This is a genomic window from Acidovorax sp. (genome assembly GCF_034519795.1).
In the GTDB taxonomy this organism is placed as follows: domain Bacteria; phylum Pseudomonadota; class Gammaproteobacteria; order Burkholderiales; family Burkholderiaceae_C; genus Acidovorax.
The window spans coordinates 83,162-98,152 of record NZ_JAXHOB010000003.1 but is presented as its reverse complement, the minus strand read 5'-3'; the positions used below and the strand labels follow the sequence as shown (position 1 = coordinate 98,152).

Annotated in this window: 9 protein-coding genes and 4 pseudogenes; 3 read left to right on the top strand and 10 right to left on the bottom strand. The window is 67.9% G+C overall.

The window, feature by feature from the left end; genetic code table 11:
* Window positions 1-17: 17 nt before the first annotated feature.
* The 3 genes and pseudogenes from U5N23_RS02345 to U5N23_RS02335 all read right to left on the bottom strand — a co-directional run bounded on the left by U5N23_RS02345 (window position 18) and on the right by U5N23_RS02335 (window position 4,162).
* The gene (locus U5N23_RS02345) at window positions 18-227 is read right to left on the bottom strand and encodes a helix-turn-helix transcriptional regulator (RefSeq protein WP_322591266.1); all 210 of its coding nucleotides are present in this window, start codon (window positions 225-227) and stop codon (window positions 18-20) included.
* Window positions 228-1,527: 1,300 nt separating this feature from the next.
* Window positions 1,528-3,030 (bottom strand): annotated as a pseudogene (locus U5N23_RS02340) (gamma-glutamyltransferase family protein).
* A 112-nt stretch (window positions 3,031-3,142) separates the two neighbouring features.
* Window positions 3,143-4,162, bottom strand: coding sequence for a tripartite tricarboxylate transporter substrate binding protein (locus U5N23_RS02335; protein ID WP_322591497.1), 1,020 nt, complete (start codon window positions 4,160-4,162; stop codon window positions 3,143-3,145).
* A gap of 226 nt (window positions 4,163-4,388) precedes the next feature.
* Between U5N23_RS02335 and U5N23_RS02330 the strand changes: the two are divergent.
* Window positions 4,389-5,288, top strand: a pseudogene (locus tag U5N23_RS02330) (LysR family transcriptional regulator); the annotation flags it as partial.
* 39 nt (window positions 5,289-5,327) lie between these two features.
* On the opposite strand, the pseudogene U5N23_RS02325 reads toward U5N23_RS02330, so the two are convergent.
* The 7 genes and pseudogenes from U5N23_RS02325 to trpE form a co-directional block, all read right to left on the bottom strand.
* Window positions 5,328-6,036, bottom strand: a pseudogene (locus tag U5N23_RS02325) (uracil-DNA glycosylase); the annotation flags it as partial.
* Window positions 6,037-6,095: 59 nt separating this feature from the next.
* Window positions 6,096-6,895: pseudogene (gene trpC / locus U5N23_RS02320) on the bottom strand (indole-3-glycerol phosphate synthase TrpC).
* A gap of 1,086 nt (window positions 6,896-7,981) precedes the next feature.
* Complete coding sequence (gene trpD / locus U5N23_RS02315) at window positions 7,982-9,028, bottom strand: anthranilate phosphoribosyltransferase (RefSeq protein ID WP_322591265.1); 1,047 nt, start codon at window positions 9,026-9,028, stop codon at window positions 7,982-7,984.
* Window positions 9,029-9,053: 25 nt separating this feature from the next.
* Entirely contained in the window at window positions 9,054-9,722 is a 669-nt protein-coding gene (locus tag U5N23_RS02310; protein ID WP_322591264.1) for a LysE family translocator, read from the bottom strand.
* Window positions 9,719-10,303, bottom strand: coding sequence for an aminodeoxychorismate/anthranilate synthase component II (locus U5N23_RS02305; protein ID WP_322591263.1), 585 nt, complete (start codon window positions 10,301-10,303; stop codon window positions 9,719-9,721). The genes U5N23_RS02310 and U5N23_RS02305 overlap by 4 nt, the downstream gene beginning before the upstream one ends.
* On the bottom strand, window positions 10,300-10,653 hold the full coding sequence (locus U5N23_RS02300; protein WP_322591496.1) for a chorismate mutase: 354 nt from the start codon (window positions 10,651-10,653) through the stop codon (window positions 10,300-10,302). The genes U5N23_RS02305 and U5N23_RS02300 overlap by 4 nt, the downstream gene beginning before the upstream one ends.
* The gene (gene trpE / locus U5N23_RS02295; RefSeq protein ID WP_322591262.1) at window positions 10,653-12,152 is read right to left on the bottom strand and encodes an anthranilate synthase component I; all 1,500 of its coding nucleotides are present in this window, start codon (window positions 12,150-12,152) and stop codon (window positions 10,653-10,655) included. Before trpE ends, U5N23_RS02300 begins: the two co-directional genes overlap by 1 nt.
* A 353-nt stretch (window positions 12,153-12,505) precedes the next feature.
* Between trpE and U5N23_RS02290 the strand changes: the two genes are divergently transcribed.
* The gene (locus tag U5N23_RS02290; RefSeq protein ID WP_322591261.1) at window positions 12,506-13,096 is read left to right on the top strand and encodes a chalcone isomerase family protein; all 591 of its coding nucleotides are present in this window, start codon (window positions 12,506-12,508) and stop codon (window positions 13,094-13,096) included.
* Between the two features lie 207 nt (window positions 13,097-13,303).
* On the top strand, window positions 13,304-14,947 hold the full coding sequence (locus tag U5N23_RS02285; protein WP_322591260.1) for a methyl-accepting chemotaxis protein: 1,644 nt from the start codon (window positions 13,304-13,306) through the stop codon (window positions 14,945-14,947).
* The last annotated feature ends 44 nt before the right edge of the window (window positions 14,948-14,991 follow it).

The window sequence follows — 14,991 nt, the reverse complement described above, 5'->3', positions numbered from 1 at the left end:
CAGCCTGCGGCAACGGTTCAGGCCCCGCCTTGGCTGGCGGCCCCATCTCCATCCCCAGGTACCCAGGCCAGCAGATCGCCCGGCTGGCACTGCAGGTAGTCGCAGATGGCCGCCAGGGTCTCAAAGCGCACGCCCTTGACCTTGCCGCTTTTGAGCAGGGGAAGATTGGCCTCGGAATGCCCCGTGCGCTGCCGATCGCGCGACTTCACCTTGCGGCGCACCAGCATTTCATCCGGTCACAACAACGGCATGCTGCTCCCCGTTAGCGACGCATCGGCTCGCCTGCAGCGGCAGCCCTCGGCCGCCTGGGCCAGCAGCGCATCATGAGGCCGACCACCAGCACGTTGAGCCTCGAACGATCCCAGGCCCAGCGCGATCAGCCCTCCGTTCTGCCCCTGAAGCCAGCCACACAGCAACGCCGTCACGCCCACCTGGAAATCACACGCACAAACACGCCAAAGCCCCACCCCACTCCGCCAACCCCCACCACCCGCGCCAAACACCTCGCCCCCAAAACGCCGGCAAATGTGCACACACGCACCCAACAGCTGCAGCAAGCACTCCAACCCACGCCCACCCACCGCCACTCAGCTCCTGCTCGGCGGCGCGGCCCAGCAGCGGCCTGCGGGGCACCACCGTCACCGGCATCCGCCCGCCCAGCCACCTTGCTCCCATGGCCGCCCACCGTGCCACGACAGCCGGACCCCAGCGCCACCGCCCACTAGCGCCACAAGCCCCCACGTCATGCCGCCAAACGCGGGGCTCTACGGGTGAGGGCAGACAAAGACGAATGCAACATCAACATCCGCCCCAAATTTTCTGTAAAACAATAGTATGTACTGCCATACAGACATTTTTGACCATGCCTTACCCAAAATTTGATTTGATCCGCAACCCGTTTCGCTGGCCCCCTGTTCTGCGGCAGCGGCTCGCCTGCGGCAGCGGCCCGTGTCATCGCTGTGGAAGCTGCGCAGCCTGACCTGGAGACGCGGACCCTTCTGCACTCGCGCTGCCGTGGTCCACCCCACCGGCCTAAACTGCGCGGCGACGCGCCCTGTCGGTTGCCGTGTCGCGCCAGGTGCGCCTGCCAGGCGGCGCCGCCCACCGAACGCCTGAGAACGCTCCGCTGCAAGAACTCGCAGCACGGCCAGCTCGCGCCCTGCAGGCCGACAACCCCCGCCCCACCATCGGCGCATCGACCCTCGTCCCCCCGAGAGGGGCCAAGCGCTCCCACCAAGGCGCTGGGCTGGACAGCGCCGACAGCGGGCCGCGCGACTGCCCTGCGGCTTGACCGCCGGTGCGCGGCGGCGCTCGGCGCAGACGGTGACCACATTGATGCGTTTTACGGAGCCGGGCGAGACATCCCGCCCTGCCAACATGGACCTGGCCGAAACCTGCCGCAGCCGAACTGAAAACTCGCTTTCCATTGCACCAAAAGCCATGCGGGGGCCATCTCAGCGCCCTTCAGGGGCGAAGTCTCCCGCCGCATCTGCGTGCGCCATCCGTTGCTTGCGCGCACCATTCCGGTCAGAACGCGACGGCGTGCCCGTCCTTGCGCGGGTCGGAGCCTGCGATGTAGCTGCCACCGTCACGCAGCACAAGCTGGGCGCCGCCGAAGGCGAAGACGCCATTGCCCTCTTCCACCGTGACCTCGTGACCGCGCGCACGCAGCGCGGCGACCACCGCCGGATCGAATGCCGGCTCCACGGCCACGCCCTTGCCGCCCGTCACGCGCCAGCGCGGGGCGTCGGCAGCGGCCTGCGGGTTCTGGCCGTAGCGCAGCACGCGCAGGGCCATCTGCAGGTGGCCCTGGCTTTGCATGGGGCCGCCCATCACGCCAAACGCCATCTGCGGTGTGCCGTCGGCATGCATGGCAAACGCCGGGATGATGGTGTGCGAGGGGCGCTTGCGCGGGGCCACCTCGTTGGCATGGCCGGGGGTGAGCGTGAAACCATGGCCCCGGTTTTGCAGGCTGATGCCGGTGCCCGGCACGACCACGCCCGAACCGAAGCCCATGTAGTTGGACTGGATGAACGAGACCATCATGCCCGAGGCATCGGCCGCAGCCAGGTACACCGTGCCACCGGGGCGTGGCGTGCCGTGGCCGGGGTCGCCGGCCTGCGCGGCATCGATCAGCTGTGCGCGCTGCGCCAGGTAGTCGGCGTCGAGCAGGTCGCGCGGCGTCACCGCCTGCATGGCATCGATGTCGGCGTTGTACTGGTGCAGGTCGGCCAGCGCGAGCTTCATGGCCTCGATGCTGGCGTGCACCGTGTCCACGTGGTCCAGCGGCTGGCCGCCGATGCCGTGGGATTCGAGCATGCCCAGCGCCATCAGCGTGGCGATGCCCTGGCCGTTGGGCGGGATTTCATGGACCACCGAATCGCCAAACCGCTGGCTGACGGTGCCCACCCAGTCGGCCTGGTGGGAGGCCAGGTCGTCCAGCGGTCATCGCACCGCCATGGGCCCGCGAGTGGGCCACCATGCGCCATCGGCGAGCATGCCCCGGTAGAAGGCCTCGCCCTCGGTCTCGGCAATCAGCTCCAGCGTGCGCGCATGGGCTTCGCTGCGAAAGACCTCGCCCGCCCGGGGCACGCGGCCGCCCAGGTACTCGAGCATGAAGCACTCGGCAAAACCCGGCTGCGTGCCCAGCTTGGCCGCGCCCAGCGCCCACAGGCGGGCGATGGTGGGCGACACCGGAAAGCCGTTGCGCGCGTAGTCGATGGCGGGCTGGGCCAGCTGCGCAAACGGCAGCTTGCCCAGGCGCTTGGACAGGGCCACCCAGGCCGACACGGCACCGGGCACGGTGACGGCGTTCCAGCCCGTCTCGGGCAGGCCACCGCGCTCGGCGAAGTACGCCGGTGTCCACGCGGCGGGCGAACGTCCCGAGGCGTTCAGGCCGTGCAGCTCCTTGCCGTCCCACACGATGGCGAAGCCGTCGCTGCCCAGGCCGCAGCCCGTGGGCTCGACCACCGTGAGGGCCATGGCGGCCGCAATGGCGGCGTCCACCGCGTTGCCGCCCGCCAGCAGCATGCGCAGGCCCGCCTGCGCGGCCAGCGGCTGCGAGGTGGAGACCACGTTGCGCCCCATGACCGCGCTGCGTTGGGAGGCGTAGGGAAGGGACCAGTCGAGGCCCATGGGGGATTCATGAGCGTTCTGACTCCGCCCGCTCGCGCGGCGCCGCGGCGCCGGGCCGCCCCCCCCGCCCGCGCGAGCGACTCATCGGATTGCACTCCACCGTTATCTTGTGCTGGCGAATCACCGTCGCCCAGCGTTTGCTGTCGGCCTGCACCATCGCATCAAACTTGGCGGCCGTGCTGGGCGCAGCGGGCTCCACGCCGAGTTTGGCCAGGCCTTCGGCCACTTCGGTCGACTGCATGGCCTTGGCAAAGGCCTTGTGGATGCGGTCCACCAGTGCCGGCGGTGCGCCGGCCGGCAGGTACACGCCGAACCAGGTCACCGAAGAATACCCGGGCAGGCCCGATTCGGCCATGGTGGGCAGCTCGGGCGCCAGCGCACTGCGCTTTTCGCTGGTCACTGCGAGGGCGCGCAGGCGGCCGCCCTTGGCGTGCGGCATGCCAGTGGGCAGCGAGTCGAACAGCACGTGCGTCTGCCCGGTCACGAGGTCGGGGATGGCCAGGGCCGTGCCCTTGTAGGGCACATGCATCATCTCGATGCCGGCCTGGGCGCTGAAGGCCGCGGCGTTCAGGTGCACGATGGTGCCGTTGCCGCTGGTGGCGTAGTTGAGCTTGCCGGGGTGGGCCTTGCCGTAGGCAATGAGCTCACCCACCGTCTTCACGGGCAGCGAGTTGGTCACCAGCAGCACGCTGGGTGCGTCGGCCAGGTGGGCGACGGGCGTGAAGTCCTTGCGCGGGTCGTATGCCAGCTTGGGCATCAGGTGGGGCGAGATGGCGTGCGTGCTGCTGGTGGTCAGCAGCAGGGTGTAGCCGTCGGCCGGCGCCTTGGCGGCCTCGGCCGTGCCCAGGGTGCCGCCCGCGCCGGGCTTGTTGTCCACCACCAGCTGCTGGCCCAGGTCGGCCGCCACGCGCTGGGTGACCACGCGGGCCACCAGGTCGGTGGCGCCGCTGGCCGGGAAGGGCACGATCACGCGCACGGGGCGGTCGGGCCAGCTGGCTTGCGCATGCGCCGCCGCCGACACCGCCATCAGGCCAGCCAGGCCCCAGCACACCACGGCCCCAGGAAAAAAGACGCATACAAAGCACTCCCGCAAAGAAATCGGACACAACAGAGGATGGGGGGCCACAGGCTTCATCTTAGGAATGTGCCACGCCTTACTTGACCACCAGCAAATCAGCAAGCAGCTTTGCCGTTATGGCAAACCGGTCGCTTTAGATGATCTACTGCAAACCTCACACCCGGCTCGGCCACCCATGCGCGCCCAACTCCTGCAAGACACCGCCCTGCGCTACTTCCTGGAAGTGGCGCAAAGCGGCTCGCTGACCGAAGCCTCGGCCCGCCTGCATGTGGCCGCCTCGGCCCTGAGCCGCCAGATCGCCGGGCTCGAATCGCAGCTGGGCACGCCGCTGTTCGAGCGCCACCCGCGCGGCATGGTGCTCACGGCGGCTGGCGAGATCCTGGCCACGCATGCGCGCCGCACGGTGCTCGATGCCGAGCGCGCGCTGGGCGAGATCGGTGCGCTGCAGGGCCTGCGCGCGGGCCAGGTGCGCCTGGCCACCTCGGATGCATTCGCCAACGAACTGGTGCCGCGCCTGTGCGTGGAGTTCCAGCGCACGCACATGGGCATCCAGTTCGAGGTCCTGTCCCTGCCCACGGCCCAGGTGCCCGGTGCGGTGCGCAGCGGCGCGGCCGACATCGGCCTGTGCTTCAGCCGCGCGCCGCACAAGGACATCGACGTGGCCTACCGCCAGCGGGCACCGGTGCTGGCCCTGGTGCCGCCCGGCCACCCGCTGGCCGGGGCGAAAAGCGTGACGCTGGCGCGCATGGGCCAGTACCCGCTGGCCCTGCCCCCACCCGAGACCACGGTGCGCCAGATGATCGACATCGTCTGCAGCCGCCAGGGCCTGCAGCTGGCGCCGGTACTGGTGAGCAACCACGTCAAGACCATGCTTCACTTCGTGGCGAACGGGGGTGGGCTGTCGGTGTCCAGCGAGATCGCGGCGCGCCACATGGTGGCAGCGGGCGACATCGTGGCCCTGCCCATCGGCGACCAGGGCATGGACCTGCGCGACCTGGAACTGCAGACCCTGGCGGGCCGCAGCCTGCCCGTGGCGGCACAGGCCTTCCTGGACCTGCTCAGGGAGCGGCTGCCCGCAGCCCCTGGTGATGGGCGACCTATCCGTACGACCTTCGTGCTGCTGGCGGAATTCGCGCGCCTTTCCGAAGTGGCCGTTACCGATGAAAGGCACGGGAGGACGCAGCGCCGACAGCGGCGAGGGGTGGTTGGAAGTGAGCACCAGGTGCCCCCGGTCGGCCGGGATCCACACGCGCTTGGACTGCGCATGCGCGCCCCAGAGCATGAATACCACCGGGCGCTCGCCCTCGGCCACGTGGCGGATCACGGCGTCGGTCAGCTCCTCCCAGCCCTTGCCGGAATGGCTGGCGGCCTGGCCCTCTTCCACCGTGAGGCCGGTGTTGAGCAGCAGCACGCCGTTCTTCGCCCACTTCACCAGGCTGCCGCCCGGCTCGGGCCAGGCAGGGAAAGGCGTACCCAGGTCACGCTGCATCTCCTTGAAGATGTTGCGCAGCGAGGGCGGCAACTGCACACCGGGCGCGACGGAGAACGCCAGCCCCTCGGCCTGTCCACGCCCGTGGTAAGGGTCCTGGCCGAGGATGACCACGCGCACCTGCTCGGGTGGGGTCAGCTCCAGCGCGCGCAGCGGCTTGGGCGGAAAGATCGCGGCGCCGGCGTCCAGGCGCTGCTGCAGAAACGCCAGCAGCGCCTGGCCCGCGCTCGCCCGCAAAGAAGGCGTCGGCCAGCGGCTGCCAGCCGGGCGCCACGGGCCAGTCGGGCGGGTCGGCGCTTTGGAGTTGGGTGGCGGTCTGTGCAGGTGAATTCATGGTCAAACCGTAGGCTCAGGCGCTATGGACAAGCGCCAAAAGCATCAAAACAAGCCCCCTCACCAAACAGCTTCGCCAAGCGCCAGCGCCGGGTCGTCCGCCCGCATGAAGGCTTCGCCCACCAGGAAGGCGTGCACGCCAGCGTCGCGCATGGCCTTCACATCGGCAGGCTTCAAAATGCCCGACTCGGTGACCAGAATCCGGTCCGCCGGCACGTCCTTGAGCATGGAGAGCGTGGTGTCCAGCGACACCTCGAACGTGCGCAGGTTGCGGTTGTTGATGCCCACCAGCGGGGTCTTGAGCTTGAGCGCACGCTCCAGCTCGGCACCGTCGTGCACCTCGACCAGCACCGCCATGTCCAGGCTGCGCGCGATGGCCTCGAAGTCGGCCATCTGGGCGTCGTCCAGGCTGGCCGCAATCAGCAGGATGGCATCGGCGCCCATGGCGCGCGACTCGTAGATTTGGTAGGCGTCGACCATGAAATCCTTGCGCAGCACGGGCAGCTGGCAGCTGGCACGGGCCTGCTTCAGGTAGTCGGGCTGCCCTGGAAGAACTGCTGGTCGGTCAGCACCGACAGGCAGGCCGCGCTCACCTTGCCATCGCCTTCCATGTAGCTTTGGGCGATGTCGGCGGGCTCGAAGTCGGCGCGCAGCACGCCCTTGCTGGGGCTGGCCTTCTTGACCTCGGCGATCACCGCCGCCTGGCCCTTGGCGATCTTGGCGCGCAGCGCGCCTTCAAAGTCGCGCGTGAGCACGCGGCTCTCGGCATCGGCGCGCATGGCGGGCAGCGGCAGGCGCTTTTTGGCAGCGGCCACTTCTTCGTGCTTGACGGCCACGATCTTGTTGAGGATGTCACTCATGGAGGCAACCTTCACCCCCCCCCCCCACCCACCCCCCCCCCCACCCCCCCCCCCCCTCTCCCCAGCCCCCACTCCCCCCCCACACTCCCCTCTCCACCCCTCCTCTCAAATCCCCCCCCTATCACTCCCCTTTATTTCCCCAATCGTCCATTCCAGCCACAGCCCAAAAGACAACATCACCCACCTCCCTCCATCCTCAACTTATCCACCCACACCACACCAACACTCAAAACATCATTCCTCCCCTCTCCGACCCCCCAGATACCCCTCCATCCCCCCTCCCCACCCCCCCCAAACCCCACAGCAACCCCAGCCCAACTCTCCCACTCTCGCATCCTCCCCCCACACCTGACAAGAGCAAGCACACCCTCCATACTCCCCCCCGAGACACCCAGACAGCCACAAAGACCCCCCCCCTATCCCCCCACCTCCCCCCTCCCCCCCCTCCCTCCCCCCTCCCCCCTCCCCTATCCCCCCCCCTTCCCCCCCCCCCGGCGCGCCGCCGGCGGCCGGTCGGCACTCGGTCGCGCACAGACGAGGGTAAGTCGACACCTATCCACCACCCACCCCCCCGGACCCGAGCGCCCGCCGTCGTTCATCATCCCATGGATCCACCCGTTTATATACATATCCATTTCTATCTATCCTACAGTTCCTCCACCACAACGGCCCTCTGTTCCGACTCTCTTCTTCCCAATTTCAACCCCTAAGATAGGAATCATCTATTATACCGCCGGGAATCTCCCCGTATAATCCCCGTGCCCGAGGGTCTGCCGGGCCTGCTGTCTGTGCAGACTGGTGCATGTCCAGCGCCATCCTCACCACCCACCGCACCCGCTACCCCCCACCCGCCACCACCCCCTGCCCTACACACAGCCCACTCCCACCCCCCCCCCCATCCACCACCAAGCGCTATAGATAGATGAAGCACAAATAATAAAAAGGAACCACAGCTCCCCCCCGAAAAGACCATACCCTCATACGCTCACACCGCTCTTCTACACCTCCTCGGGGTACATACACACACGCCCCCCCCCCGCCACCCCCGAGGTCGTTGACATCCCGCACCGTGCGGTGTCCTGCGATTCATGCGGCTGCGGCGCAAGCTGCCAGCGCGTGCGTGCGCGCCACCAGTTGCTCAAGCCGGGCCAGCGCGGCACCCGAGGCAACCGCAGCGCGCGCCTTGGCCAGGCCGTCGGCGATGGAAGTCGCCACATTGGCCGCATACAGCGCGGCGCCGGCGTTCAGGCAGACGATGTCCTGCGCAGCACCGGGCTCGCCCTTGAGCACGCCGATCAGCATGTCGCGCGACTGCTCGGGCGTTTCCACCTTGAGCGCGCGGTTGCTGGACATGGACAGGCCGAAGTCCTCGGGATGCACCTCGTACTCGGTGATCTGGCCGTTCTTCAACTCCCCCACCAGGGTGGCGGCGCCCAGGCTGACCTCGTCCATGCCGTCGCGGCCGTAGACCACGAGTGCATGCTCGGCGCCCAGGCGCTGCAGGGCACGCACCTGGATGCCCACGAGGTCGGGGTGGAACACGCCCATCAGGATGTTGGGCGCACCGGCCGGGTTGGTCAGCGGGCCGAGGATGTTGAAGATGGTGCGCACGCCGAGCTCGCGGCGCACGGGCGCCACGTTCTTCATGGCCGGGTGGTGGTTGGGCGCGAACATGAAGCCGATGCCCACCTCGGCGATGCACTGGGCAATCGCCTCGGGCGTGAGGTTGATGTGGATGCCCAGGGCCTCCATCACGTCGGCGCTGCCGCTCTTGCTCGACACGCCCCGGCCACCGTGCTTGCTGACCTTGGCGCCTGCGGCGGCGGCCACGAACATCGAGCAGGTGGAGATGTTGAAGGTATTGGCCCCGTCGCCGCCGGTGCCCACGATGTCCACCAGGTGCGTGCTGTCGGGCACGTGGACCTTGGTGGAGAACTCGCGCATGACCTGCGCGGCGGCCGTGATCTCGCCGATGGTTTCCTTCTTCACGCGCAGGCCGGTGATGATGGCGGCCGTCATGACGGGCGAGAGCTCGCCGCTCATGACCATGCGCATCAGGTGCAGCATCTCGTCGTGGAAGATTTCGCGGTGCTCGATGGTGCGCTGCAGCGCTTCCTGGGGGGTGATGGACATGGTGTGGTCTCCGTCTCGTGATTTTTCAGGCAGCCGGCCGGTCCGAGAAGGCCAGCTTGAGGCCGAAGCCGATGAACATCGCACCCGCGATGCGGTCGAGCCGGTGCATGCCGCGCTGCACGGCGCCCACGCGGCGGGCCATGAAGCCGGCCGCCAGCGCCCAGCCCATGTTGACGGGGATGGCGTTGAGGTTGAACAGCACCCCGAGCAGCACGAAGGCCAGGGCCTTGCTGTCCGCGCCCGGCGCGATGAACTGCGGCACGAAGGCCAGGAAGAAGATCGCCACCTTGGGGTTGAGCACATTGGTCCAGAAACCGCCCATGAACACACTGCGCAGCGGCACGGCCGCAGCCGGCGCGGCCTGCGCCGCTGCAATAGCGGCACCGCTGCCACCATCACCGGAGGCCTTGGCGAACAGCATGCGCAGGCCCATCCACAGCAGGTAGGCAGCGCCCACCCACTTGAGCACAGTGAAGGCCGTGGCCGATGCGGCCAGCAGCGCGCCCACACCCACGGCGGCGGCAAAGATGTGCACGAAGCAGCCCGCCGTGATACCCAGGCCCGCCACGATGCCCGCGCGCGTGCCTGAGCGCAGCGCGTTCGAGACGATGTAGAGCACGTCCGGCCCGGGCGTGAGGTTGAGCAGCCAGCCGGCCGCGATGAACATCAGCAGTTGGTGCGTCTCGATGATCATGGACGGGGCTCCAGGAAGTTCTTGAGCATGGCGTGGCCGTGCTCGGTGAGGATGCTCTCGGGGTGGAACTGCACGCCCTCGATGTCCAGCGTCTTGTGGCGCACGCCCATGATCTCGCCGTCATCGGTCCAGGCGGTCACGGCCAGCACCTCGGGGCAACTGGCGCGTTCGATGGACAGCGAGTGGTAGCGGTTCACAGTGAACTTCTCGGGCAGGCCCGCGAACACGCCCTGCTGCGTGGTGGTGATGACGCTGGTCTTGCCGTGCATGAGCTGCTGTGCGCGCACGATGCTGCCGCCGAAGGCCGCGCCGATGGCCTGGTGGCCCAGGCACACACCCAGAATGGGCAACTTGCCGGCGAAGTGCTGGATCGCAGCCACCGAGATGCCGGCCTCGGTCGGTGAGCACGGGCCGGGCGAAATCACCAGCCGGTCGAGCTGGCCCGCGGCCAGGCGCTCGGCAATCTCGTCCACCGTGATCTCGTCGTTGCGGTGCACCTCGACCTCGGCACCGAGCTCGCCGAAATACTGCACGATGTTGTAGGTGAAGCTGTCGTAGTTGTCGACCATCAAGAGTTTCATGCAGCGCTCCCTGCGGTCTGGCCCGCGTCGCTGGCGTGCCCGGCGCGCAGGCGCGCGAACTCGCGGTGTTCGTAGGCAATGGAGGCTTCCATGATGCCGCGATAGATGGTTTCCATCACGTCGGGCTGGCCGCCTTCGCGGAGCGCTTGCTCGCGCACCCGGTCCACAATGGCCTGGATGCGGGCCTCGTCGCGCACCTGGGTGTCGCTTTGCTTGATGCGCGCGGCCTGGGTCATGTAGCCCGTGCGCTGCACCAAGAGCGGCACGAGGATGTCGTCGAGTGCGTCGATTTCACGGCGCACGTCGGCCATGGTGGTGCAGTGCTGCACCTGGTCGATGCTGCGGCCCATCATTCCAGGCCCTCCTCGACGAGCTCCGCGGCGCGCAGCAGGGCGCGCGCCTTGTGCTCGGTTTCCTTCCATTCGAGCTCGGGCACCGAGTCGGCCACCACGCCGGCCGCCGCCTGGACGTAGAGCGTGCCGTTCTTGACGATGCCGGTGCGGATGGCGATGGCCACGTCCATGTCGCCGGCATAGCTCAGGTAGCCGCAGGCGCCGCCGTACAGGCCGCGCTTGGTGGGTTCGAGCTGGTCGATCAGCTCCATGGCATGCACCTTCGGCGCACCGGTGAGCGTGCCGGCCGGGAAGGTGGCCTTGAGCACGTCGATGGCGGTCATGCCATCGTTGAGGATGCCTTCGACATTGCTCACGATGTGCATCACGTGGCTGTAGCGCTCCACCGCGAAGGCCTCGGTCACCTTCACGGTGCCGGTCTTGGCGATGCGGCCGATGTCGTTGCGCGCCAGGTCGATCAGCATCACGTGCTCGGCGCGCTCCTTGGGGTCGTTGATGAGTTCGACCTCGGCGGCCTTGTCCTTCTCGGGCGTGGCGCCGCGCGGGCGCGTGCCGGCCAGCGGGCGGATGGTGATCTTCTGCCCGTCCGGCGTGCTTTCCTGGCGCACCAGGATCTCGGGGCTGGCGCCCACCACATGGAAGTCGCCGAAATCGTAGAAGTACATGTACGGCGAGGGGTTGAGCGAGCGCAGCGCACGGTACAGCGACAGCGGGCTTTCGGTGTAGCGCTTGTGGATGCGCTGGCCCACCTGCACCTGCATGAAGTCGCCGGCGGCGATCAGCTCCTTGGCCCGGTCCACGGCGGCCAGGTAGTCGGCCTTGGCGAAGTCGCGCTGAGCGGGGTGGCTCTCGGTGGGTTTGACCACCGGGGCGCTGACCGAATACTTCAGTTGCTCCTTGAGCTCGCGCAGGCGCTTCTTGGCCTTGGCATAGGCTTCGGGCGTGGCCGGGTCGGCGTAAACGATGAGGTAGAGCTTGCCCGAGAGGTTGTCGATGACCGCCAGCTCCTCGCACTGCAGCAGCAGGATGTCGGGGCAGCCCAGGGTGTCGGGCGGGCAGGTGGCCTCCAGCTTCTTCTCGATGTAGCGCACCGCGTCGTAGCCGAAATAGCCGGCCAGGCCGCCGCAAAAGCGCGGCAGGCCGGGGCGCAGCGCCACCTTGAAGCGCTTTTGGTAGGCAGCGATGAAGTCGAGCGGGTTGCCCTCGGCGGTCTCGACCACCTGGCCGTCGGTGACGACCTCGGTGCGCGCTGCGGCACCAAAACCGCTGGCGCGCAGCAGGGTGCGCGCCGGCAGGCCGATGAAGCTGTAGCGCCCGAAGCGCTCGCCGCCCACCACGGATTCGAGCAGGAAGCTGTGCTTGCCGCCCTCCTTGGTGCGCGCCAGCTTCAGGTAGAGCGAGAGCGGGGTTTCCAGGTCCGCAAAGGCTTCGGCCATGAGCGGAATGCGGTTGTAGCCTTCGCCGGCCAGGCTTTTGAATTCGAGTTCAGTGATCACGGGGAGCGCTCCCAGCTGTCACAGCGCGTGTCCCCGCCAGTGGGCATTGGGGGCGCTGCGGTTCATTCAATCGGCCCTGCAAAAGGGCCACGGGTGCACGCTGGGGCGGATCGCCCAGGTGCCATCAGGCGTTCAGGCAGACAGGCTGACGCCAGGGCCAGGCTCCCCGGTCGCTGCAACCTGTGATGAACACGTGGTGAATGAACATGGGCCAAAGTGTAGCAAAGGTCTTGGCGCTTTCGGCTTTTTGGCATGCAATCACCATGAAGAACCACTCGAAAACCCTGTTGCGCCCGCCCCTCGGTCTTGCAACAATTAGAAACGAACGGTCGTTCTATTTTGAGGAGACAAGCATGAACAAACTGGTGCGATGCGCTGCACTCGCCGCCGCATGCCTTCTGGCCGGGGCCGCCATGGCCCAGCCCATCACGGTGTCCAACGTGAAGTACGACGAAACCACCCAGGTGGCCGACAGCACCCTGCAGCTCAATGGCGCGGGCGTGCGCTACAAGGCGGTGTTCAAGGTCTATACCGCCGGGCTGTACCTCGAGAAGAAGGCCGGCACGCCGCAGGAAGTGGCAAGCCAGAAGGGCCCCAAGCGCATGAGCATCACCATGCTGCGCGAGATCGATTCCACCGAGCTGGGCAAGCTGTTTTCGCGCGGCATGGAAGACAACATGGACCGTGCGGCCTTCTCCAAGCTGATTCCCGGCGTGCTGCGCATGAGCCAGATCTTCTCGGACCACAAGAAGCTCATGGCGGGCGACCAGTTCCAGGTGGACTGGATTCCCGGTACGGGCACCGTGATCACCGTCAAGGGCAAGCCCCAGGGAGAGCCCTTCAAGGAGCCCGAGTTCTTCAATGCCCTGATGGGCATCTGGCTGGGCAACGCACCGGCCGACTGGAAACTCAAGGACGCGCTCCTGGGCAAGCAGCCCGCCTGATCCCACCACGCAAGCCCTTGCGGGAAAGCACCTAGCCGCTTCTGTCACCCGGCAGACACCGCGCCTGCAAACCGCAGGCGTAACCTAGCAACGCCATCCGCACCACGCTGCTGCCGGGCCTTCTTTGCGCCACCCGCGCCCCGGAGCGATCCGCCGACCACCCTCGCCCTTTGACCCTGCACCTTCGTTCGCGCGCCTGACCACACCATGAAACCAAGCAATCTTTCCGTCGGCCTGCGCCTGGGCCTGTCCTTCGGCGCCATCCTGCTCATCACGGCGCTCATCGCCGCCACCGGCATATGGCGCATCGCCAGCCTGCAGGGCGCCAGCGAGCGCGTGGCCACGCAGGAGATCGAGCAGCAGACCCTGGTGGAGAACTGGGCTGCCGACATCCGCCTGAACTGGGTGCGCACCGAGGCCTTCCTCAAGGCCATCGACCGCGACTACATGGAAAAGCTCACGGCCGACACGCAGGCCACGGCCCAGGGCATCGAGGCCAAGGTCAAGCGCATCGAAGGCCTGGTGCAGGACGACAGGAACCGTGCGCAGCTGGCGACCATCGCCGCAGCCAGCAAGGCCTATGGCGACAAGCTCGCCGAGATCCGCGAACTGCACCGCGGCGGCGAACCCAATGTGCCCACGCTGGTGGACAAGGACCTGCGCCCCCTGGCGGACCAGTACCTCAAGAGCCTGGACGACCTGCGCACGGCCATGGCCACGCAGCTGGCCGCCAGCCAGAGCGATACCGGCATGCTCGCCAAGGCCAGCCAGGTGCTGCTGGGCGTGGGCACGCTGATCGCCGTGGCGCTGGGCGCACTGCTGGCCTTCACCGTCACGCGCTCCATCGTGCGGCCGGTGCAACTGGGCCGGCAGGCCGCCGAGAGCATTGCCGATGGCGACCTGACGCATCCCATCAGCACCACGCGCAGCGATGAGACCGGCCAGTTGCTGCAGGCCCTGGCGACCATGCAGTCGCGCCTGGCCACCATCGTGGGCAATGTGCGCCACAGTGCGGAGGGCGTGGCCACCGCCAGCGCCGAAATCGCCTCGGGCAACAACGACCTGTCGGCGCGCACCGAGCAGCAGGCCTCGGCGCTCGAAGAAACCGCCGCCTCCATGGAAGAGCTGGGCTCCACCGTGCGCCAGAACGCCGACAACGCACGCCAGGCGAACCAGTTGGCGATGAGCGCTTCGACCGTCGCCATCCAGGGCGGCCAGGTGGTGGCCGAGGTCGTGGACACCATGAAGGGCATCAACGACAGCAGCCGAAAGATCGCCGACATCATCAGCGTGATCGATGGCATCGCCTTCCAGACCAACATCCTGGCGCTGAACGCGGCCGTGGAAGCCGCGCGCGCTGGCGAGCAGGGCCGCGGCTTTGCCGTGGTGGCAGGCGAGGTGCGCAGCCTGGCGCAGCGCAGTGCCGAGGCGGCCAAGGAGATCAAGGGCCTGATCGGCACCAGCGTGGAACGCGTGGAGCGCGGCAGCGCCCTGGTGGACCGGGCCGGCGCCACCATGAGCGAGGTGGTGGCATCGATCCGCCGCGTGACCGACATCATGGGCGAGATCAGCGCCGCCAGCAGCGAGCAGAGCTCGGGCGTGGGCCAGGTGGGCGAGGCCATCACGCAGATGGACCAGACCACGCAGCAGAACGCCGCGCTGGTGGAACAGAGCGCGGCAGCGGCCGACAGCCTGAAGACCCAGGCCGGGCAGCTGGTGGAGGCGGTGGCCGTGTTCCGGCTCGGGGCGGGCCATGCCAGCGCGGCGCAGTACGCTGCGCCTTCACCACGCCCTGCCAGCAATGCCTCGCGCCTGCTTGCGGCGAATGGGCAGCGCCGCATCGCGGCCTGAGCAAAACGACGCGCGGACAGCGGCGCAGCGCAGCGCGGCCTGTC